A 20688-nucleotide genomic window follows, 5' to 3' on the forward strand; every position below is an offset into this window, starting at 1 on the left:
GCCGGCAGCCATGGCCTGCAAAAGCCGTGGCTGCCGGCTTCTCGAACCGCGACAGGCGCCTCAAGAAGGCGCGCCACTACAGGCTTGAATGATTACCCAATCAGCTTAACGTCCAGGGTCACGCCAGCAGTTTCCAGCCGCTGGCGGCCCCTACGATAACGTCGAGCGAGGTAATCAGCGTGAGTGACCACACCCCTTTCCAAGGCTGCGCGGACCAGGATCAGATCGCCTGGGTACGCGTGGCTTCGGTGTTCCTGCCCCTGGCCAACCCGATCAGCGATGCCAAGGTGCTGACCGGCCGGCAGAAGCCGATGACCGAGATCGCCATGCTGTTCGTGGAGATCGAGAGCAAGGACGGCCACCGCGGCCTGGGCTTCAGCTATTCGAAACGTGCCGGCGGCCCCGGCCAGTTCGCCCATGCCCAGGAAATCGCCCCGGCGCTGCTCGGCGAGAACCCCAGCGACATCCAGAAGCTGTGGACCAAACTGTGCTGGGCCGGCGCCTCGGTGGGTCGCAGCGGCCTGTCGACCCAGGCCATCGGCGCCTTCGACGTGGCCCTGTGGGACCTCAAAGCCAAACGCGCCAACCTGTCCCTGGCCCGCCTGCTCGGCGCCCAGCGCGACTCGGTGCGCTGCTACAACACCTCCGGCGGCTTCCTGCATACGCCACTGGATCAGTTGAAAGTGAACACCGACCTGTCGCGGGACAAAGGCATCGGCGGCATCAAGCTGAAAGTCGGCCAGCCCGATTCGGCCCTCGACCTGCACCGCGTCGCCACCATTCGCCAGCACCTGGGCGACGACTTCCCGCTGATGGTCGACGCCAATCAGCAATGGGACCGCCCCACTGCCCAGCGCATGTGCCGCAGGTTCGAGGAATTCAACCTGGTGTGGATCGAGGAGCCACTGGACTGCTACGACGCCGAAGGCCACGCCGCCTTGGCCGCCGCGTTCGACACGCCGATCGCCACCGGTGAGATGCTCACCAGCGTGGCCGAGCACGCCGAATTCATCAAAGCCCGCGGCGCCGACTACCTGATGCCGGACGGCCCACGGGTCGGTGGTATCACCCCGTTCCTGAAGATCGCCGCCATGGCCGAACAGGCCGGCGTGATGCTCGCCCCGCACTTCGCCATGGAGCTGCATGTGCACCTGGCCGCCACCTACCCGACCGAGCCCTGGGTGGAACACTTCGAATGGCTGGAGCCGCTGTTCAACGAGCGCCTGGAAACCCGCGATGGCCGCATGCGGGTGCCGAACCGCCCTGGCCTGGGCCTCTCGCTCAGCCAACGGGTGGCCGGCTGGACCGCCCAACAGGCGGAGTTCGGCAGGCGCGCCTGAGCCCCTTTGGCCCGAGCGAAACGGCCGCCACCGGCACGGCGCCGGTGGCGGCGTTCCAGCAAGCAGATTTGACGTCATTTTTTTGTATGCTGAACGCTTTATCCTCGGCAGGCGACGCACTACACTGCGCGCCCCTGCCACATTCACCACCGTAGGTAAAGGTCGCCAACCTGAACGATTTTGACTAAAGGTTGCGCGTGGCCGGTCGAAGTAGTGGAAATCCAAGGATCTTTTCTCTGTCAGGAGCTGCAACATGCAGTCGTTAAAGTCGCTGTACGATTCCATCGAAATGCACTTTTTCGATACCCTGACCAAGAAATTATCCAGCCTGTTCCTGCTCGTGCTGGTCAGCGGCCTGCTGGTCTGGGTGGCCCTCAGCCTGCGTGCCGACATCGTGCAACTGCTGCACGGCGCACAACTCGACCCGGCGCTGCTAGCGCAGGTGGAAGGCAAGCTCGACACGCTGGGCACCGCCCTGGCGCTCAGCGCGCTGTTTACCCTGGCCATGGTCAGCTTCATGGTCTGGTACTTCCGCCACCTGATCGTGCGCCCGGTCGACAACATGACCCGTGCCCTGGAAGAAATCGCCAGCGGTGAAGGCGACCTGTCCCGCGACCTGCCCCTGCTCACCCACGATGAAATCCGCACCCTGGCCAGCACCTGCAACCGCTTCCTGGCCAAGCAGCGCGAGATCATCAGCAATGTGCAGGCGCTGACCGTACAGATCGCCGTCGAGTCCGCCCGTTCCTTGAAGAACATCAGCGACTCCAGCGACAGCGCCACCCACCAGGCGCGCTTCGCCAATGAAGTGATGAGCGAGAGCAACAGCGCCGTCGGCCGCATCGAAGAGGTCTCGCAGCAGACCCAGGCGATCTCCAGCACCACCGCGCACAACCTGGGCATGGCCCAGGACTCCTACGCCGAACTGCTGGAAGTCACCGGCAACATCAGCGCCATCTCCAGCAGCCTCAACGAATTCAGCACCCTGGTTTCGGCGCTCAATGAGCGCTCCTCGAACATCAAGTCAGTGGTCGGGCTGATCCAGCAGATTTCCTCGCAGACCAACCTGCTGGCCCTCAACGCGGCCATCGAAGCGGCCCGGGCCGGGGAAAGCGGCCGCGGCTTTGCGGTGGTCGCCGACGAGGTGCGTACCCTGGCGCAGAACGTCAGCCGCGCCACCGGCGACATCTCGCAGAACATCGACGCCATGCTCAAGGAGGTCAGCACCACCCACGAGCAGACCGCGCGCATCAGCCAGAGCGCCCGGGAAACCCAGGTGGTGGTCGAGCGGGCCACGGGCCACTTCGAGACCATGATCAGCGATTTCGAGTCCACCAACGGCAAGCTGGCGGAGATCGCCGAGCACATCCAGCAGGTGGCCGATGCCAACACCGGCATCAATGACCGCGTCACCCAGATTCACGCCGACAGCCAGGCCATCGACCAGCGCATGCAGCGTTCGGCTACCGCCACGCGGGATCTGTCCGCGGTTGCCGAGCGGGTGCAGACATTGCTGGGCCGTTTCGTGCTCGGCGAGGGCGAGCTCGATGCCGCCATCACCCGCGCCACCCAGTGCCGCGACGCCCTGCAGGCGCGCCTGGCGACGCTGCAGCGTGAAGGGGTGAACCTGTTCGACCAGAACTACAAGCTGATCGCCAACACCGACCCCAAGCAATACATGACCGGCTACACCGAACGTTTCGCCCAGATCTGCCAGGAAGAGATCGACCGGCTGACCAAGGGCACGCCCGGCGGCATCGTCACCTTTATCGTCGACACCAAGGGCTACTGCCCGGTGAACAACAGCTGGGTATCCAAGGCGCCCACCGGCGACCGTGCCGTCGACCTGCCGGTGTGCCGCAACAAGCGCATGTTCTCCGACCCCGTAGGCCTGCGTGCGGCGAGCAATACCCAGCGCTTCCTGCTGCAGACCTACCTGCGCGACACCGGCGAAATCATGACCGAGATCGACGTGCCGTTCTTCTTCGAAGGCCGCCACTGGGGCAACATGCGCATGGGCTTCGATGCCTCGCGCCTGCTGGGCAAGGCTTAGGCATCCGGGCTCGCCGCATCGAGGCGAGCGCGCTCCTGCAACTCCTGACGCAGCTGCAGGATAAAGCGCTGCAACTCTCCAGCCCTGCGCAGGCTCGACACAGGCCGACCGAGCACCTGCAACAGCACATCAGCGCTGGCAGGATCCCGGATCTGCACCACCAGCTCATCCTCGTGGGTGATCGTGCATCGGCACAGCCAGGGCAGAAAGGCCGCTTCCAGCTGTGCCTTCAATTCATCGGCGGGCAGCGCCTCGGCTGTCGTGCTCACCTTCACCGCCACGCACAAAGCCCCGAATCGACGGGGCTTTTTTTGGCAATCAATGCAGGGCATCCAGGTTGCGGCGTGACCACATCATCTTGGCAGCGGTGGGGTTCACCGGTGCACCGGTGAAGGTCGGCAACTTGCGCGACACCCATTGCGCGCCAGTGCCCTTCCAGTTCACCTCGCCGCTGACCAGCTTGCGGTCGCGCAGGATCTCGCGCTGCAGCGCGCGGGCACCGTCTTCGGTATCCACGGCCAGCTTGTCGACCGCCTTGAGGAAAATGTTCTCGCCTTCCCGGCTGATGCACAGCAGGTACATGCCATCCGGGCGCGGGGTGATGGAAACCGTATGATCGGGCAATGCAACACTTAGTTGGTCGAGGTTGGCAGTATTCATTTGGCGATCCTCTTATTGGCCGTGGGCAGTTAGTCATTGCTGCCCTCGGGGAGGTGCATCACATATGCCAACTTCAGCCATTAAATGAATATGCCGGTTTTATTGAATATCGCGCCGCTTGCGCTTGTGCAAAGGTCTTGCACTTTGCATGAACCGGGTCGTCGTGCACGGGCATCCTGCACGTCTTCTCCGTCATCAACTCGGCCTAACGTGTAATGCCATAGGGCCGACCATCTTTTCGAGCGAACTTAATCAACTAGCGACACTTCGAAATAAACAGCGCCGGTGCACTGTCAGGCCGCCGGGCGCTCGAGCGAGCGCCGACCCCGCTGTCGGCGAGCGCCATCAACGCCGCTCTACCACCCCGCGAACACCCGAACCCACGGGCCTTCGCCGCAAAGAAAGGAGATCCGCCATGGGCGATCCTTCGCTGCTTTTCTGGCTCGGCGCATTCGTCGTCATCGCCTTCGTTGACCTGGTCACCATCATGAATCTGTGGCGCAGCGACAAGCCTCTGAATACGCGCCTGATGTGGGCATTGATTATCGTGCTATTGCCGGTAATCGGTTTGATCATCTGGGGATATGCCGGCCCGCGGGGCATGCCAAAACCACCCACCTCGCCGGAACAAAGTAAGTAACGGTGATTGACAATACGTATCGTTCATCCACTATGCCACTAATAAGGGAGTAATACCGAGAGCAATAGTTGTGGCAAAGATGAGATTCCTGGACGCTGCTGCATTGCTGTACAACTATTTCCAGCCATTGGTTGTACAGGTGTCATTGGAGTCGCCGACGCACATGGTCGTGCGACTTTCGGAAGTGGATTCGCAAACCTCCCTAGAAGTACGCGATATTCCCTGCAGAACATCGCTGACTCCAACGGAGGTTTTCACCATTATCGAACTGATCGAAGAGCGCATACGCCTGGAAAAGCCCGAGTTGTTCACGCGCCATTGCGTGAACAAGCTGCGCCTGCCCTGAGGCTCAAGCCTGGGGCTGGCGTTGGCGATCCTGGTAAACGGCATCGAGCAGTACCACCAGTTCGGCCGCCGTCGGCACCGTGCGACCGTCCAACTGATCCTGTACCGAGGCTTCCACACTTGCCGTGGTGAGCCCGAAGCGGTTGAGCGCGCCGGTGAGTGCCTGATCATCCAGGCCCTGCTGCCTGAACACGCGCAACAGGCTGTCCCACACGTCACGCAGATCGGGCTGGTGATCACGACCATCGGGCCATGGGTGGCCCACCCGCGGCTCGGGGCGCATCTCCGCCACGGTCACTTCACCTTCGTAGGCGCGCACCGAGCCGCCCTTCTCGGCCACGCGGGCATCACGTGAGGCACGGTTCCAGGCTGCTTGCGCCAGCACCGGTGAAGTGGTCGCACACAGCAGTTGGTCGTCGAGATAAATCCTGAATTCGCCCATGTCGTTCTCCGTAGCGTGATTGTCGACTGTCCCTGGATTCGATTCGGCGCGCGCCCATAGATTCCGGTTTTCTGCGCCCCGGGGGCCGGAAAAGCGCGCATTTGAAGCATCCGGATACAGACGTCGATTATCCGAACTCAACGGCCAGTCGAGGCCTCGTAACTAGCACGGGCTGCGTGATCAGCCCTCTGCCCATCCAGCCAAAAGGAACGCGCCCATGAGCCAGACCCCCATCGACCAGACGCCACCCAACAGCCCTGCCAAGGACGTGGAAGGCGAGAACGTCAACGTCGTGAAAAAGCAAAACCAGCGCCCTGGCGAGAAGACCGAAGCGGTCGACCGGGCCATCACCCCAACCTCGATCAAGACCAAGGAACAGGAAGCGGAAAAGATCAAACAGGCATCGGAGCAAGCCCGCCGCAAGCTCGAGGAATAAGCCGAGAAGATTGCGCTCCCGGCCATGGCACGGGAGCCACGCCAAACGGAGAATGGCGCAGGCCCCGTCGTCATCCCGCCATGGCCACCCTCGCTTCGCGCCAGGCTCAGCGCCTGCGCGACAACACGATGGTCGCTCAGGAATGCACCACCCACTGCACGGCATCCGCCTGGGCCGTCAGGCAGTCCACCTCATCGATCAGGCCGGCCCCCAGGGCCTGTTCGGCATCGACGATACGCGGTGAGGCAGTCAGGCAGGCCACCACATCCAGCGGCTCACGGGCGCCACCGGTGCGCTCCTCGACGATGCGTCGGTACAGGTGCATGTCGTAATCCAGGCTCATGGCATATTCGGCCATGCGCGCATGATCCACCGAGCCGTTGAGCGTCCAGTGAAAGGGGTGGAAGAGAAACTTGCTGTAGGCGCAGGCCGTGCGCCGCTGCCCGGCCAGGAAGATGATATTGCCCATCGACTCGACGGTACCCAGGTTATGGGTATGCACCGGAACGGGCAGCGAGATCAGGAAGTTGTACAGGGAAAAACCGTAGCTGCACTCGCCACCCATGGTGGCGATCTTCAGGACGATGCGGCTGGCGCCCTGCTGCAATGCCTTGGTGCAGCTGTCGATCAGTTGCCCGCAGGTGTGGGAATTGATCGGTGCCGTGAAGTGAACGACGTGAAGGGTCATGGCGCACCTCCGCGAAAATGGGCGAAACGGGCCCGCAGCGGGCGTACTGCGGGCCACAGGGCATTACGGCAGCGGATTGCCGCCGGTAACCCCAAAGGTTTCGCCGGTGATGTAGCTGGACTCCTGGGAGGCCAATAGCACGTACAACGGCGCGCATTCGGCCGGCTGGCCCGGGCGTTTCATCGGCACCTGGGAGCCGAAGGTGGGGATTTTCTCTGGCGGTTGACCGTCGGTGGGCTGCAGCACGGTCCAGATCGGCCCCGGCGCGACCGCATTGACGCGGATGCCCTGCTCGATCACCTGGCTCGACAGCGCCTTGGTGAACGCCACGATGGCCGCCTTGGTGGTGGCGTAGTCGAGCAGCGTGCCGGACGGATCGTAGGACTGGATCGACGCCGTGTTGATGATCGCCGCACCTGGCGGCATATGCGCCACTGCTGCCTTGCACAACCAGAACATGGCATAGACGTTGGTCTTGAAGGTGTGGTCGAACTGCTCGGTGGTGATCTGGGAAATATGCTTCTGGGTGATCTGTTTGCCGGCCACATTGACCAGAATGTCCAGGCCGCCAAGGGCGCCGACCGCATCGCGCACCAGCGACACGCAGAAGGCTTCGTCCTTCAGGTCGCCGGGAATGGCCACCGCGCGGCGGCCCTCGGCCTCGATCAGCTTGATCACCTCCTGGGCGTCCGGCTCTTCCTCGGGGAGGTAGTTGAGCACGATGTCGGCACCCTCGCGGGCATAGGCGATGGCAGTGGCACGACCAATCCCGGAGTCGGCGCCGGTGATCAGCGCCTTGCGCCCGGCCAGGCGCCCGAAACCGACATAGCTCTCTTCGCCATGGTCCGGTTCGGGGGTCATGTTCAGATCCAGGCCCGGCTCGGTCTGGTGCTGTGCCGGAAATTCGGGCTGTGGATACTGGGTCAACGGGTTCTGCATGGCGAACTGGTTGCTGGTATTGCGGGTCATCGGATTCTCCTGCAGGTTGCTGGTGGATTCACGGTTGCCGCCACGTGTGAAGCGCAATCGCCGCAGGCATCAATCGCCTGCGTTACCAGTTGGGAGGAAAGCCCGCCGTTCGAAGTTCAACCCGTCCGAGCAGCGGGCATGAGCCGCTCTAGCACGGCCGTTTCGCTTGTTCCACCGAGCGACGCGGAGAACCGCTCAGCGCTGGCTGGCGATCAGCGTCGGCCGCGCATCTCCGGGCGCCACCGCGGTGCTAAGGCTCAGCGTCACGGGAATCGATTTGGCTGCCGGCACCTTGCTGCGCTCGGCGTGGTGCCAGAGCGGCACCAGCGGGTTGCACTCCGGGTAGTAGGCCGCGCAGCAGCCCTGGGGAATGTCGTAGGCGAGAATCTGCAGCGGCCCGACACGCCGCTCGACCTCGGGCTCCACCGCGGTGGTCACATCCACCCAGTCACCGCTCGCCAGGCCCAGGCGCACGATATCGTCGGTATTCATGAAGATCACCGAGCGCGTGCCGTGCACGCCGCGGAAGCGGTCGTCGTAGCCATAGATGGTGGTGTTGAACTGGTCGTTGCTGCGGATCGTCATCAGTTGCAGCACGTCGCGCCGGCCATAGGGGCCGTTCACGTCATCGTCGACGATCAACCGTTGCGGCGTGGCGAACTGCGCCTTGCCGCTCTGCGTTGCCCACTGGCGCTGCACGGCGCCAAGCGGGCGATGGAACCCGCCGGGCTGCCACATACGCGCCTCGAAGTCGTGAAACGTTTCCGGGTAGATAGTGGCGATGGCCTTGCGCACCAGCCCGTAGTCGCGGCGCCAGGCATCCCAGTCGATCGCCACTTCACCACTCAACGTGGCACGCGCCAGCCCGGCGATGATCGCCGGCTCCGAACGCAGGTGTTCGCTGGCCGGCTCACTGCTGCCGCGCCAGCCGTGGATGCAGCCGGTGCTGTCTTCGGTGCTGTGGCTCTGCTCGATACCCTCCTGGCGGTCGATCTCGATCCGCCCCAGGCACGGCAACAGCCAGGCCTGCTCGCCAGGCAGCAGATGCGAGTGATTGAGTTTGGTGGCCACCTGCACGTTGAGCGCCAGGCGCTGCCAGGCCGGTTCGATCAGCGTGGTATCCGGCACCGCGCGCAGAAAGTTGCCGCCCAGGCTGACGAAGCCGCGCACGCGGTTTTCCAGCATGCCCGTACAGGCATCCACGGTGTTCAGGCCCATCTGCTCGGGCACCTTGAATTTGAAGTGCTGCTCGATCAGCTCGACCGGCACCTTGGCCGGATCCTCGGTAATGCCGACGGTGCGCTGGCCCTGCACGTTGGAATGGCCGCGCACCGGGCAGATGCCGGCGCCCGGCTTGCCGATGTTGCCGCGCAGCAACAGCAGGTTCACCAGCATCTGCACGTTCTGCACGCCCTGGCGGTGCTGGGTCAGGCCCATGCCATAGACGATCATCGCCCGCTGCGACTGCGCATAGACCAGCGCCGTGGCTTCCATGGCCGCACGCTTGAGGCCGGTGATGGCTTCCAGCTCGGCCCATTGCTGCCGGCGGACATAGGCGATGAATTCGTCGGCGCCGTGGGTGTGCTCGGCGATAAACGCCTCATCCAACACACCCGGCTCGCCGCGCTGCAATGCTGCATCGTGCAGATCCAGCAGCGCCTTGCTGACGCCAACGATGGCCGCGGTATCACCGCCGATGGCCACCTGGTGGTACTGAGTGCTGATCTGCGTGGAATTGGGGCCGAGCATCTCGCCCGGCGACTGCGGGTTGACGAACGCCTGCAGGCCACGCTCCTTGAGCGGATTGAAGGTGATGATCGGCACGTCGCGCTGCCGCGCTTCCTGCAACTGGTGGAGCATCCGCGGGCTGTTGCTGCCGACGTTCTGGCCGAAGAACAGCAGGCAATCGGTGTGCTCGAAATCGTTAAGCGTCACCGTACCCACCGGCACGCCGATGCTCTCCTGCAGGCCCACGGAGGTGCTCTCGTGGCACATGTTGGAGCTGTCCGGCAGGTTGTTGCTGCCATAGGCGCGGGCGAACAGCTGGTACATGAACGAGGCCTCCAGCGAGGCGCGCCCGGAGGCGTAGAACACCACCTCGTCTGGCTGCAGCGCACGCAGGCTGGCGCCGATCTGCTGGTAGGCGGTTTCCCAACTGGTTTCCTCGTAGCGGTCGGTACCCGGGTTGTAACGCAGCGGATGGGTCAGCCGGCCGTGCTGTTCCAGGGCATGGGCCGACCAGCCGCGCAACTCGCTGACACTGTGCTCGGCGAAGAACGCCGGGCTGCTGCGTTTGGCCGTCAGTTCCCAGGCCGTGGCCTTGGCGCCGTTCTCGCAGAACTCCAGCGGGTGGGTATCGCCCGGCTTGGCCCAGGCGCAGCTCACGCAGGCGAAACCATCGGGCTTGTTCTGTTTGAGCAGCGCCGCGCCGATCTTCAACACCGCCTGTTCACGCAACAGGATGCCCGCCACCGATTTGGCCGATCCCCAGCCTCCGGACGCGTCTGTGTAAGGTCGATAACGGGTCTTTGGATCAGTCAGCATATCCCTCTCCTGCACGTGGCTCGTTCTGGTACGACGAAGCCATTTCGCGAAAGGTTCGGGCTAACGGCCCTGTGGTCTGGCAGGCGATTGATGAGCGGGTGTGTCAGGGGCGGGCAAGCGAAACGCCGTGCTGCCGCTGCGTCGGCGAGGTTTCCAAGGCAACGCGAAAAGGCACCTGCAGGAGGTGCCTTTGCGGAGGAGCCAGGCTTACTTGTTGCCGGTCAGCGCGGCGTAGCTGGTCATCAGGTTGCGGTAGTCCGGGATGTGATCGGAGCAGATCTTCGCCAGGCCTTCCACATCGTTGCGCCAGTCGCGGTGCAGCTCACAGGCCACGGCGAACCAGTTCATCAGCTGCGCGCCGGCGGCGGTCATGCGCTGCCAGGCCGAGTCGCGGCTGATCTGGTTGAAGGTGCCGGAAGCGTCGGTGACCACGAACACGTCGAAGCCCTCCTCGATGGCCGCCAGCGCCGGGAACGCCACGCAGACTTCGGTCACCACGCCGGCGATGATCAGTTGCTTCTTGCCGGTGGCCTTGATTGCCTTGACGAAGTCTTCGTTGTCCCAGGCGTTGATCTGGCCAGGGCGGGCGATGTACGGCGCGTCCGGGAACATCTCCTTCAGCTCGGGAACCAGAGGGCCGTTGGGGCCGGTTTCGAAGCTGGTGGTGAGGATGGTCGGCAGGTTGAAGAACTTGGCGATATCGGCCAGGGCCAGCACGTTGTTCTTGAACTTGTCCGGGTCGATGTCACGTACCAGCGACAGCAGACCGGCCTGGTGGTCGACCAGCAGAACGGCGGCGTTGTCTTTGTCCAGGCGGTTGTAGGCGATGGAGTTGGTCATGGTGCGATCCTCTTTCTTGGGTGGTTGCCGATTCATTTGGCTGATTCGTTTGGGTGGTTTGCAGTTGTCGCCGCATGTGGGAAAGATTAAATTCGACACCCATCTCGCACCAGACGGCAAAAATCGCCTCAAGCGTTCCATTTTCAGAACGGTAACCCCATGGAAGACCTCAACACGCTCTACTACTTCACCCAGGTGGTGGAGCACGGCGGCTTCGCCCCGGCCGGTCGCGCGCTGGATATTCCCAAGTCCAAGCTGAGCCGGCGCATTGCCCTGCTCGAAGAGCGTCTCGGTGTACGCCTGCTGCAGCGCACCAGCCGCCACTGCTCGCTGACCGAGATCGGCCAGGAGTACTACCAACGCTGCGTGGCCATGCGCGTGGAGGCCGAAGGCGCTGCCGAGGTGATCGAGCGCAACCGCAGCGAACCACGCGGCCTGGTGCGCCTGGCGTGCCCGACCACCCTGCTCAATTCCTGGGTCGGGCCGATGCTGACCCGCTTCATGCTGCGTTACCCGGCGGTGGAGTTGTTTATCGAGAGCACCAACCGGCGCGTCGACGTGCTCCACGAAGGCTTCGATATCGCCCTGCGTGTGCGCTTCCCGCCGCTGGAAAATACCGACATGGTGATGAAGGTGCTGGGCAACAGCCGCCAGTGCCTGGTCGGCCGCCCGGATTTCCTCGAACAGCTACCGAAGAAATTCCAGCCCAGCGACTTGAGCGCGCTACCGAGCCTGCATTGGGGTGGCTCGCAGCGTGAGTACCAGTGGGAACTGTTCGGCCCGGGCGACGGCAAGCTGCTCATCCCCCACCGCCCGCGCATGGTCACCGACGACCTCATCGCCCTGCGCCACGGCGCCCTGGCCGGCGTCGGCATCGCCCACGTACCAAGGGTGGCCGTGCGCGAGGATCTGGACGCCGGCACCCTGGTGGAAATGCTGCCGGGCTGGGAACCCAAATGCGGCATCGTCCATGCCATCTTCCCGTCACGCCGCGGTCTATTACCGTCGGTGCGCACGCTGATCGACTTTCTGGCCGAAGAGTTTGGGCAGAGCGATATGGCGTGAGTCAGTTGCTATGGCCCACGCCGCAAAGGGTGGACAACCAGGCGCGACACCCTGCCCCCGGCTAGCGACTCTCAAACCCCCGGGTGAAGCTGCGAAGCCGCGAGGCCGAACACCGCCGCCAGCGCGATCAGCAGCACCAGGTTGAGCAGGATCCGCCGCCCCTTGGAAAGCCCGAAAAACTCCTTGGCGACACTTCCTGCAAACACCAATGCCACGGCCAGAAACGCCGGCGTGGATACCAACCAGTCGGCGACTTGGCTGTTCATCAGCAGCGCGCTGTCCGGGTAAAGCCCCTGGCTGATGGCCATGTAATCGGGCCTTGCCTCGACAAGCCCCCAATACGCCGCCACGGTAATCAGCTGGAGCACGAGCAGGATCAGGTTGCAGAGGGTCTTCAGGCGGGGGAAGCGACCCACGTCACGGCTGTGCACAGAGCGCGCTCCCGTTCTGGGTCTTGCCCATCATGTCCTTGATCACGCCACGAATCTTGGTGTCCGCCAGTTGCCCACCTTTGGACTCGACCTTGATGCGGCTGAGCGAGAAGGTGGACTCGTTGTTCGCATCGAAGATGGTGAAATTCACGTCCACGGTACCGCTGAATGCCAGTGTGCCCTTCAGTTCCACCTCGCCCAACTTGCCAACCAGCGAAGAGCGGCTGCACAACCAGGCGTGCTTGGTGGTGTCGATCTTCATCCACGCCGTTTCGATATGGCCGGCGATCAACGTGCCGCTGTTGCCACCGATCTCGGGACCGGAGGCGATGCCGAAGGTCTGCGGCTGGTCGCTGCTGGAACGTCTTAGCTGGATATAAACGCCACTGAACAGGCTGAAACCAATGCTGGTCTTGGGCAGCGCGGCGCCAATACCGCTGGCCAGTATCTTCATTTCCATCACATACTCCTTATGTGTACGCAGGTAGGTGGTCATATCGCTGAACAAGCATGACGACGCAGCAATAGATCCACCGTGAATGACCACGCACAAAGGAAATAAATCCTGAAGGTCTGGCGCCGGGTGCCTCGCGCCGCACGTGACGGATGGATTCGGCTTATGGTCCCGCCACTGCAGTATCAAGCGGATTTATTAAAGAACCGGGCAACGCGGCCGCTATGCAGGTAATGCATGGGCAATCGCCAGTAGCAAAGGCTGACCGGGCAAGGACGAACAGGAGATACAAGGGACATGAGTGATTCACTCACTTTTTCCGCCGCTGCCAATTCACACACAATTGCTCTGTGGCGCACCCCGCCAGGCCAGGCGGCAGGCACCAGCGCCGAAAACGATCCCATTGCCGGTCCCGGCAGCGCCGGGCTGGCCGAGCGCACCAGGGTGCAGATCAGCCAAGAGGCCCTGGACAAGTTTCAGGCCTACACAGAAACAGCAAAAACGCGCAGTACGACCAGCCTTTCTGAAGGCGTGAAGTTTCACACTCCCGGAGCATTGAGCGAGCAGGACCAACAGACGCTGAGCGCCAGCCTGCGGCAAGACCCTGCGGCGGTCGCCAAACAGGCCCTGGAAACACAAGCGCAGGCCATGAAAACGGCGAACCTGCAGTTGAGCGCGATCTCCTCGACGATCGAGCAGACCTACACTCGCCTGCTGGAAACCATCACCAGCACTCAGCCCGACCTGAAAGGTGCCGATTTCGGCTTCAGTGTCGATGCGACGGGAGCGCTCGTATTGACCAATGCAGAGACGCTGAGCGCCGATCAAAAAGATCGCCTGCTGGGAGCCCTGAATGGATCGGACGACCTGGTAAAACAGGCCAATGACCTGGCCGACGCACAGATCGCCCTGTTCGAGGTCGAGCGGCTCAGCCTGGGCAGAGACTTCAACCGCGCCAACTACGCGCAAACCATCGATATCGGTGCGGAATTGCTTGCACGAGTCGCTGCCCGCGACGCTCCACGTGATAGCTCGGGGGGTGGCTTGCACCAACTGAACATGGCGAACAATTGGCGGCAGCAATTGTGGACCAAGGGCGAACACAAGCCGATGTCGGAGCAGGTGTGATACGGCCGAAGCACCGCCCACGGCCAACCTCGCAGCGCTCAATAAAACCGACTCAGGCCTGTAGGGCGGATCGCGCTGCGTCAATCCACTGTGGCGGACGTAAAAGCGGCATCCGCCCTACGGATCTGCGCGATAGTTGCAACGGTACAGAAGCGTGCATCCGTAATTTCGCGCGCATGGCGCGCTCCCATAAAAGCACAAGCGAATCTGCCTGGTAGCCTGGGTATCGCTACGCTGGAGCCGGGCTACGAATCACAGCAGATAGCGACGGTGCGGTCATCCAGAAGCCCGCGGCGAACCAAGGCGACCATTTCAGCCTCCACATCCCCTTCGCTAGCGTCCTTGCCGAATACCGCACACGTCGCCGTGCCCGCAGCCGTGACGCAGCGATACACCGCAACCACGCTACCCGGCCCACAGCCGGTGTGGCCACCGAGGGTCAGGCCGCCCGCCACATCGCCCTGCATCAAGCCCAGGGCATAACCCGCTACCAGCCATGGGCGCCCTGCAAGCGGGCCACCCAATACACGCCGCGCCTGCATCTCGGCCCGCAGCATTTCCGGTAGCAAGTTCGTGTCCAGCAGCCGGTCCAGCAGCAGCGCTGCATCGCATACACGGCCAACCAGCAGGCCATGATAAACCCAGCCGGGGTGATAAGCGGCGGCACTGCTCATATCGACGCCGCGCAGATCCGCCGGCGTCTTGGCCAGGCGAACACCTGGCACGCCAAGAGGCTGCAATACTCGCTGCTCGATGGCCTGCGCAAGCGGAGTGTCGGTGAGTGTCTCGATCAGCCGGGCGATATACAGATAGCCGACATTGGAATAACCCCAACCAACTCCAGGTTGATAACGCAGACGCGTCGCGTCGAGGCGCTCGAGCATCTCGTTGGCGGGCCAGGGCTGGTCGCCACGGGCAACGGCGGCGTGGTAGTCAGCAAGCTCACCGTAGTCAGCCAGGCCGGCTTCGTGCTTCAGCAGTTGCCGCAGCGTGAAGGGGCCGCCAGGCATGACCTCATCAAGCGACACCAACCCATCGCGCACCAGGGTCAGCGCAGTCGCCGCCAGCACGGTTTTGCTGAAGCTCCACCAGGGCACGAGCGGCCCAGACTTGTCCGCTGAGACAAGCTGGCCATCGATGACCAATGCATGTGAAAACGCTGACATCACTTATCTCCGTGGCATGGCGAAACGCGGTTCGCAATAGCGCAACGTGAAGCAGAGGCGCTTGCCCTGATGACTGAAAAGCTCATGAGACGCCTATGAAACCGCCCACTCCATCAGCGCATTCTGGGCATGAAGCAAAAAAGCCTTTGCTTCGACACTTCGACAGCTCTTGTGCAGCATCGCATCGGCGGTCACCTCGCCTCCGCGAGTTACCGGCGGGCACGCTAGAAAGAGCAGATCCTTACGGGCTTTATCAAGAAGCGCTGCCGATACCTGGTAGTCCAGCAATTGCTCTTGCGGGGCATTTTTCGGCAGGCAGTCGGTGACGATAACGTCAGCATCCAACACGTGGGCGATATCCGAGCTGATTTCGAAATTGGCGTTCAGCAACTGTGCATCCGTGAAGTGCCAGGCTTGCGGATAAACCTGGACGATCTGGATAGGCAGCGCGATGGAAGCCTCGACCCAGGAGCGAAGAATGTTCGCATCCGGGGCGATGACAACGACCTTCAAACCTTCCAGCGTTCCTTTCACATGCTTGATATAGGCCAGGTCGCCCAGCGTTTCGCACGGATGGTTGGCATGGGTACGTGCATTGATGATCGGAGCGGCTGCTGCACTGGCGAGCGCTTGCAACGCCGTGAGTTCTTTTGTGCGTACCACGAGAAGATCGAACCAGTTGTCCAGATAGCCCGCCAGATCCGCTATCGACTCTCGCGAACCGAGGCTGATCGGAATCTGAACGCAGATAGCGCCCATGGCCTGCGCACCCAGATCGAAGGCCGTGGTATTACGCCAACCCGTATCGTCGATTATCAAACCCACTCGCTTATCGCGCAGCGTGGACGGCATGTTGCGCTCACGCCAGTACTGCGCCAGCTCACACGCCCGGTCGACAAGCGCATGGATGACTTCTGCAGGCAACGCATGAAGTTCGAGAAAATCCTTGTACGGTTTCACGTCCATATCCCTTCCTCGGCAATTTCAGAGGGCTTATTACAGGCGATGTTGGCCAGGTGGACGGCCGCGCCTAAGACCTCGCACGCATATCTCATGGGACTTCTTACCCCTGTGGGAACGGGCCATGCCCGTGATCTCGCGCGCATGGCGCGCTCCCACAAAGGCCAAAGCAGGACTGCTTCGTAGCCCGGTGTCGCTATGCTCGACCCGGGCTACAAACGTGTCAGCCCATCAGCCTTCCACCTGGCTCCACTGCTTGCTCAGGCGCTTGTCCGACACGGCCATTTTGGTACCCAGCTGCTGGGCCCAGAGGGATACGCGGTATTCCTCGAGCATCCAGCGGTAGGTCTGCAGTTCGGCGTCGCGTTTGCCTTCCTGCAGGTGTTTGCCAAGGCGCGCCTGGTATTGCTCCCAGTAACCCGCCAGCTCGCCGCTCCACACCCGGTCGCGTTGCAGTTGCGCGGCGATCTTGTCGAAGCGTTGTTCGATGGCCTTGAGGTAGCGCGGCACTTCCTTAAGCCATTCGGCCGGAGTTTCACGCACGAAACCGGGGTACACCAGGTTGCCCAGCTGCGCCTTGATATCGTTGAGCGCCACGGCCTGGGCCAGGTCGATCTTGCCCTTGAAGCGCTTCTGCAGGCCGTGCCACAGCTTGAGAATGTCCAGGGTCAGGCGCGCCAGCTTCTCGGCGTGCTCGGTCCAGGCGCCGCGCTTCTTCTCGGCCAGGGCGGCCAGGGCTGCGCCGTCACGGGGCAACGGCTGCTCACCGTCGAGGATGCAGCTGTCCAGGCTGGCCAGCAGAATGTCTTCGACCAGTGCATCGACGCGCCCCAGCTCGCGGTGCAGCAGGCCCAGCTCGGTCAGCCCCGGCAGCTTGCCGCGCAGGAACTTGGCGGGCTCGGCCAGCTGTTGCAGCAACAGGCGCTGCAACGCACGGCGGTGCTGGAACTCGGCTTCCGCCTGGGTCGGAAAGCGGCCTTCCTTGACCACGCCACCTTCTTCCACCAGCGCCGGGAATACGGTCATCGACAGCCCGGCAACCTTCTGCTGGGTCTTCTCGGCAACCTGGGCGAAGCCCTTGGCTTCCACCGGTTTCTGCACCTTGTCCGCTTGCGGGACGGCCAACGCGGCCTGGCTGGCCTCGGCGAAGCGCGCGGTCAGCTCCGCCAGGTCGCGGCCTTCGCCGAGCGGCTTGCCGTGGGTGTCGACCACCTCGATGTTCATCTTCAGGTGGGTTTCCAACTGCCGGGTGGCCTCGACCCACGCCTCGTTGTCGATCCGCGCGCCGGTCATGCGTTGCAGCTCGCGGGCCAGGCTTTCCGGCAGGCTGCCCTGGCCGAAGGTGAGCTTGCTCAGGGCGGCGCCGACGAAGTCCGGCACCGGCACGAAGTTCTTGCGTACGGCCTTGGGCAGGCCGCGCACCAGATCGATGGCCTTGGCCTCGATCAGCCCCGGCACAAGCCACTCCAGGCGCTCGCCCGGCAATTGCGGCAACAGCGGCGCCGGTACGCGCAGGGTCACGCCGTCACGCGGGTGATTGGGCTCGAAGTGGTAGGTCAGCGGCAATTGCAGCTCACCGACATGCAGGGTGTCCGGGTACTGCGCGGCGGTGACTTCCAGCGCCTCGCGGGCCAGCACGTCCTCCTCACGCATCATCAGCAGTTGCGGGTCCTTGGCGCTTTCGCGCTTGTACCAGCTCTCGAAGGTAGCGGTCTGGTAGATATCCCCTGGAATGCGCGCCTCGTAGTAGGCGAACAGGGTTTCCTCGTCGGCCAGGATGTCGCGGCGGCGCGCCTTGGCTTCCAGCTCGTCGAGCTTTTCCAGCAGCACGCGGTTGGCGTTCAGGCACTTGGCGCGGCTGTTGATTTCGCCGCGCACCAGGCCTTCACGGATAAACAGCTCACGGGACGCCACGGGATCGATGGGCCCGTAATGCACCGGGCGGCGGCCGACCACGATCATGCCGTACAGGGTGACCTGCTCGTACGCCACCACCTGGCCACGCTTCTTCTCCCAGTGCGGCTCGAGGTGGTTTTTCTTGATCAGGTGGCCGGCCAGCGGTTCGATCCAGTCCGGCTCGATCTTCGCCACCTGGCGGGCGAACAGCTTGGTGGTCTCGACCAGCTCGGCGGCCATGATCCAGTTGGGCTTCTTGCGGCCGATCACCGACGACGGATGCACCCAGAAGCGCCGCTGGCGGGCACCGAGGAAGTCGCCCTCCTCGGCTTTCTGGCCGATCTGGCTGAGCAGGCCGCTGAGAATCGCCTTGTGCACCGCCGCGTAACCCTTGGCGCGCTGCGCGGCTTCACTGGCCTCGGCCTGCTCGCGCAGGATCACATTGACCTTGGTGTCGGTGGTCGGCGCCACACGCTCGCCCTTTTCGTAGGGTGGACGGCCGGAGCCGTCCACCTTGGTGGACAAGCCTGCGGCGTTGTCCACCCTACCCACGTCATGAGCTTGGGAAGCTGATGACGTGCCGGGTGCCAGCTGCAGGTCCTTGGCGAGCAGCACCAGCTGGCGATGGGCATCGCGCCATTCGCGCAGGCGCATGTAGTTGAGGAAGTTCTTCTTGCACCAGGTGCGCAGCGGGTTGGAGCCCAGCTCCTGGCGTTTTTCCTCGAAGCCGCGCCACAGGTTGATCAGCGCAGCGAAGTCGGAATCGACATCCTTCCACTGCGCGTGAGCCTGATCGGCCGCCTGCTGGCGGTCCATCGGCCGCTCACGCGGGTCCTGCACCGACAGCGCACTGGCGACGATCAGCAGTTCCGGCAGGCTGCCGAGCTTGGCCGCTTCGAGCACCATGCGGCCCAGGCGCGGGTCGATGGGCAGGCGCGCCAGCTGGCGACCCAGTGGCGTCAGCTGGCCTTCTCGATTGACCGCCGAAAGCTCCTGCAAGAGGTTGAAACCATCGCTGATGGCCTTGCCATCCGGTGGCTCGATAAAGGGGAAATCTTCGATGCTGCCCAGGCGCAGATGGAGCATCTGCAGGATCACCGCCGCCAGGTTGGTACGCAGGATTTCCGGATCGGTGAAGCTCGGCCGGCCGAGGAAATCCTCCTCGCTGTACAGGCGCACGCAGATGCCCGGCTCGACCCGCCCGCAACGGCCCTTGCGCTGGTTGGCACTGGCCTGGGAAATCGCCTCGGTGGGCAGGCGCTGCACCTTGGCGCGGTAGCTGTAGCGGCTGATGCGCGCCGTGCCGCTGTCGATCACGTAGCGAATGCCGGGCACCGTCAGCGAGGTTTCCGCCACGTTGGTGGCCAGCACGATCTTGCGCCCGGCCATGGGCGCGAAGATCTTCTGCTGCTCGGCCGGCGTCAGCCGCGCATACAGCGGCAGCACTTCGGTAAAGCGCAGGTTGGCCTTACGCAGTACCTCGGCAGCATCACGAATCTCGCGCTCGCCGGGCAGGAAGATCAGCACATCGCCGGGGCGCTGGCCGACGCTCTTCTCATGGGCGGCGATTTCATCCAGCGCAGCGAGAATGGCCTGGTCGACGGTCAGGTCGTCGAGCAGGCTTTCGCCCTCCTCGTCCACCTCGGCGGCCAGCGGGCGGTACCAGGTTTCCACCGGATAGGTGCGCCCGGACACCTCGACGATAGGCGCATCCGGCAGCCCGTCGCCACCGAAGTGCTTGGAAAAGCGCTCCAGGTCGATGGTCGCCGAGGTGATGATCACCTTGAGATCGGGGCGGCGCGGCAGCAGGGTTTTCAGGTAGCCGAGCAGGAAGTCGATATTGAGGCTGCGTTCGTGGGCCTCGTCGACGATGATGGTGTCGTACTTTTCCAGGTAGCGGTCGTGCTGGGTCTCGGCGAGCAGAATGCCGTCGGTCATCAGCTTGATCAGCGAACTGTCCTTGCTCTGATCCTCGAAGCGCACCTGATAGCCGACCAGCTCACCGAGCGGCGTGCCGATCTCCTCGGCCACCCGCGTGGCCACGCTGCGCGCCGCCAGCCGTCGTGGCTGGGTGTGACCGATCAGGCCGTGCTGGCCGCGACCGATTTCCAGGCAGATCTTCGGCAACTGAGTGGTCTTGCCCGAGCCGGTTTCGCCGGCGATCACCAGCACCTGATGCTTTTCCAACGCCGCCTTGATCTCGTCGCGCTTGGCGGCAATCGGCAAGGCGTCGTCATAACGCATCACCGGCACGCTCAAGCGCCGCGACTCGACCTTGGCGCACGACGCCTGAAAACGCTCCAGCCACTGCGCCTGCTTGGCCGCATCGGGCTTTTTCTGCAGCTCGTGCAACTGCCGGCGCAAACGATGGCGGTCGGCGATCATGGCGTGGTCGAGGTTCTTCTGCAGGGCGGCGATATCGAAGGAGGCGTCGGTCATCAGGCTCGGGAAGGTCGCGGAAAAGGGGCGATTGTCGCAGATTACAGGCTGAGGCGTGCAGGGTGAGCTGTCGATGGAAGGCGGAGAGCGAATGAGTTAGCAAGCAATGGCTTTTGATTAGAAGCGGTCAGCCTGCCAGTAAATAAATCTGCTCCTTTCTGTTGTCCAGCTGCTCCAAAGACAGTGTAGAGT

At 63.2% G+C, this 20688-nt stretch carries 19 protein-coding genes; 7 read left to right on the top strand and 12 right to left on the bottom strand.

What is annotated here, in order from left to right:
- The first annotated feature begins 179 nt into the window (after window positions 1-179).
- Entirely contained in the window at window positions 180-1340 is a 1161-nt protein-coding gene (locus QYS36_RS10480; protein ID WP_308839423.1) for a mandelate racemase/muconate lactonizing enzyme family protein, read from the top strand.
- 253 nt (window positions 1341-1593) lie between these two features.
- On the top strand, window positions 1594-3393 hold the full coding sequence (locus QYS36_RS10485) for a methyl-accepting chemotaxis protein (RefSeq protein ID WP_308839424.1): 1800 nt from the start codon (window positions 1594-1596) through the stop codon (window positions 3391-3393).
- Here QYS36_RS10485 and QYS36_RS10490 read toward each other — a convergent pair.
- Window positions 3390-3662, bottom strand: a complete 273-nt coding sequence (locus QYS36_RS10490) for a DUF1652 domain-containing protein (RefSeq protein ID WP_308839425.1) — start codon at window positions 3660-3662, stop codon at window positions 3390-3392. The two genes, QYS36_RS10485 and QYS36_RS10490, sit on opposite strands and share 4 nt — an antisense overlap.
- A gap of 49 nt (window positions 3663-3711) precedes the next feature.
- Window positions 3712-4053 carry a hypothetical protein gene (locus tag QYS36_RS10495; RefSeq protein WP_308839426.1) on the bottom strand — a complete coding sequence of 114 codons (342 nt, stop codon included), beginning with the start codon at window positions 4051-4053 and terminating at the stop codon, window positions 3712-3714.
- A 415-nt stretch (window positions 4054-4468) separates the two neighbouring features.
- On the opposite strand from QYS36_RS10495, the gene QYS36_RS10500 reads away from it, so the two are divergent.
- Window positions 4469-4693, top strand: a complete 225-nt coding sequence (locus tag QYS36_RS10500; protein ID WP_308839427.1) for a PLD nuclease N-terminal domain-containing protein — start codon at window positions 4469-4471, stop codon at window positions 4691-4693.
- 79 nt (window positions 4694-4772) lie between these two features.
- The gene (locus QYS36_RS10505) at window positions 4773-5039 is read left to right on the top strand and encodes a DUF1652 domain-containing protein (protein WP_308839428.1); all 267 of its coding nucleotides are present in this window, start codon (window positions 4773-4775) and stop codon (window positions 5037-5039) included.
- 3 nt (window positions 5040-5042) lie between these two features.
- Here QYS36_RS10505 and QYS36_RS10510 read toward each other — a convergent pair whose 3' ends face one another.
- Window positions 5043-5480 (bottom strand): hypothetical protein, encoded by a 438-nt coding sequence (locus tag QYS36_RS10510; RefSeq protein ID WP_308839429.1) that lies wholly within the window; start codon window positions 5478-5480, stop codon window positions 5043-5045.
- 217 nt (window positions 5481-5697) lie between these two features.
- Between QYS36_RS10510 and QYS36_RS10515 the strand changes: the two genes are divergently transcribed.
- Window positions 5698-5916 carry a hypothetical protein gene (locus QYS36_RS10515; RefSeq protein WP_308839430.1) on the top strand — a complete coding sequence of 73 codons (219 nt, stop codon included), beginning with the start codon at window positions 5698-5700 and terminating at the stop codon, window positions 5914-5916.
- A gap of 136 nt (window positions 5917-6052) precedes the next feature.
- Here the strand turns inward: QYS36_RS10515 and QYS36_RS10520 are convergent, their stop codons facing one another.
- The 4 genes from QYS36_RS10520 to ycaC all read right to left on the bottom strand — a co-directional run bounded on the left by QYS36_RS10520 (window position 6053) and on the right by ycaC (window position 10957).
- Entirely contained in the window at window positions 6053-6604 is a 552-nt protein-coding gene (locus tag QYS36_RS10520) for an ATP-dependent Clp protease proteolytic subunit (RefSeq protein ID WP_308839431.1), read from the bottom strand.
- 63 nt (window positions 6605-6667) lie between these two features.
- On the bottom strand, window positions 6668-7573 hold the full coding sequence (locus QYS36_RS10525; RefSeq protein WP_308839432.1) for an SDR family oxidoreductase: 906 nt from the start codon (window positions 7571-7573) through the stop codon (window positions 6668-6670).
- Window positions 7574-7768: 195 nt separating this feature from the next.
- Window positions 7769-10117 carry an FdhF/YdeP family oxidoreductase gene (locus QYS36_RS10530; RefSeq protein ID WP_308839433.1) on the bottom strand — a complete coding sequence of 783 codons (2349 nt, stop codon included), beginning with the start codon at window positions 10115-10117 and terminating at the stop codon, window positions 7769-7771.
- 207 nt (window positions 10118-10324) lie between these two features.
- The gene (gene ycaC / locus QYS36_RS10535) at window positions 10325-10957 is read right to left on the bottom strand and encodes an isochorismate family cysteine hydrolase YcaC (RefSeq protein ID WP_192425075.1); all 633 of its coding nucleotides are present in this window, start codon (window positions 10955-10957) and stop codon (window positions 10325-10327) included.
- 159 nt (window positions 10958-11116) lie between these two features.
- Here ycaC and QYS36_RS10540 point away from each other — a divergent pair, with 159 nt between their 5' ends.
- The gene (locus QYS36_RS10540) at window positions 11117-12022 is read left to right on the top strand and encodes a LysR substrate-binding domain-containing protein (protein WP_111461691.1); all 906 of its coding nucleotides are present in this window, start codon (window positions 11117-11119) and stop codon (window positions 12020-12022) included.
- A 71-nt stretch (window positions 12023-12093) separates the two neighbouring features.
- Here the strand turns inward: QYS36_RS10540 and QYS36_RS10545 are convergent, their stop codons facing one another.
- Together QYS36_RS10545 and QYS36_RS10550 are read right to left on the bottom strand one after the other, a co-directional pair.
- Window positions 12094-12453 (bottom strand): hypothetical protein, encoded by a 360-nt coding sequence (locus QYS36_RS10545; RefSeq protein WP_308839434.1) that lies wholly within the window; start codon window positions 12451-12453, stop codon window positions 12094-12096.
- Window positions 12440-12913 (bottom strand): hypothetical protein, encoded by a 474-nt coding sequence (locus QYS36_RS10550; protein ID WP_111461693.1) that lies wholly within the window; start codon window positions 12911-12913, stop codon window positions 12440-12442. Before QYS36_RS10550 ends, QYS36_RS10545 begins: the two co-directional genes overlap by 14 nt.
- Window positions 12914-13204: 291 nt before the next feature.
- Between QYS36_RS10550 and QYS36_RS10555 the strand changes: the two genes are divergently transcribed.
- Window positions 13205-14035: a hypothetical protein gene (locus QYS36_RS10555; RefSeq protein WP_308839435.1), complete on the top strand. Its 831-nt coding sequence runs from the start codon at window positions 13205-13207 to the stop codon at window positions 14033-14035.
- A 245-nt stretch (window positions 14036-14280) separates the two neighbouring features.
- Here QYS36_RS10555 and QYS36_RS10560 read toward each other — a convergent pair whose 3' ends face one another.
- From QYS36_RS10560 to hrpA, 3 genes are all read right to left on the bottom strand, one after another.
- Window positions 14281-15201 (bottom strand): serine hydrolase domain-containing protein, encoded by a 921-nt coding sequence (locus tag QYS36_RS10560; RefSeq protein WP_308839436.1) that lies wholly within the window; start codon window positions 15199-15201, stop codon window positions 14281-14283.
- Window positions 15202-15294: 93 nt separating this feature from the next.
- Complete coding sequence (locus QYS36_RS10565; protein WP_308839437.1) at window positions 15295-16167, bottom strand: ornithine carbamoyltransferase; 873 nt, start codon at window positions 16165-16167, stop codon at window positions 15295-15297.
- 225 nt (window positions 16168-16392) lie between these two features.
- Window positions 16393-20496 carry an ATP-dependent RNA helicase HrpA gene (hrpA, locus tag QYS36_RS10570; protein WP_308839438.1) on the bottom strand — a complete coding sequence of 1368 codons (4104 nt, stop codon included), beginning with the start codon at window positions 20494-20496 and terminating at the stop codon, window positions 16393-16395.
- Window positions 20497-20688: the final 192 nt, after the last annotated feature.

Origin of the sequence: Pseudomonas sp. G34 (assembly GCF_031119625.1) — a bacterium.
GTDB lineage: Bacteria > Pseudomonadota > Gammaproteobacteria > Pseudomonadales > Pseudomonadaceae > Aquipseudomonas.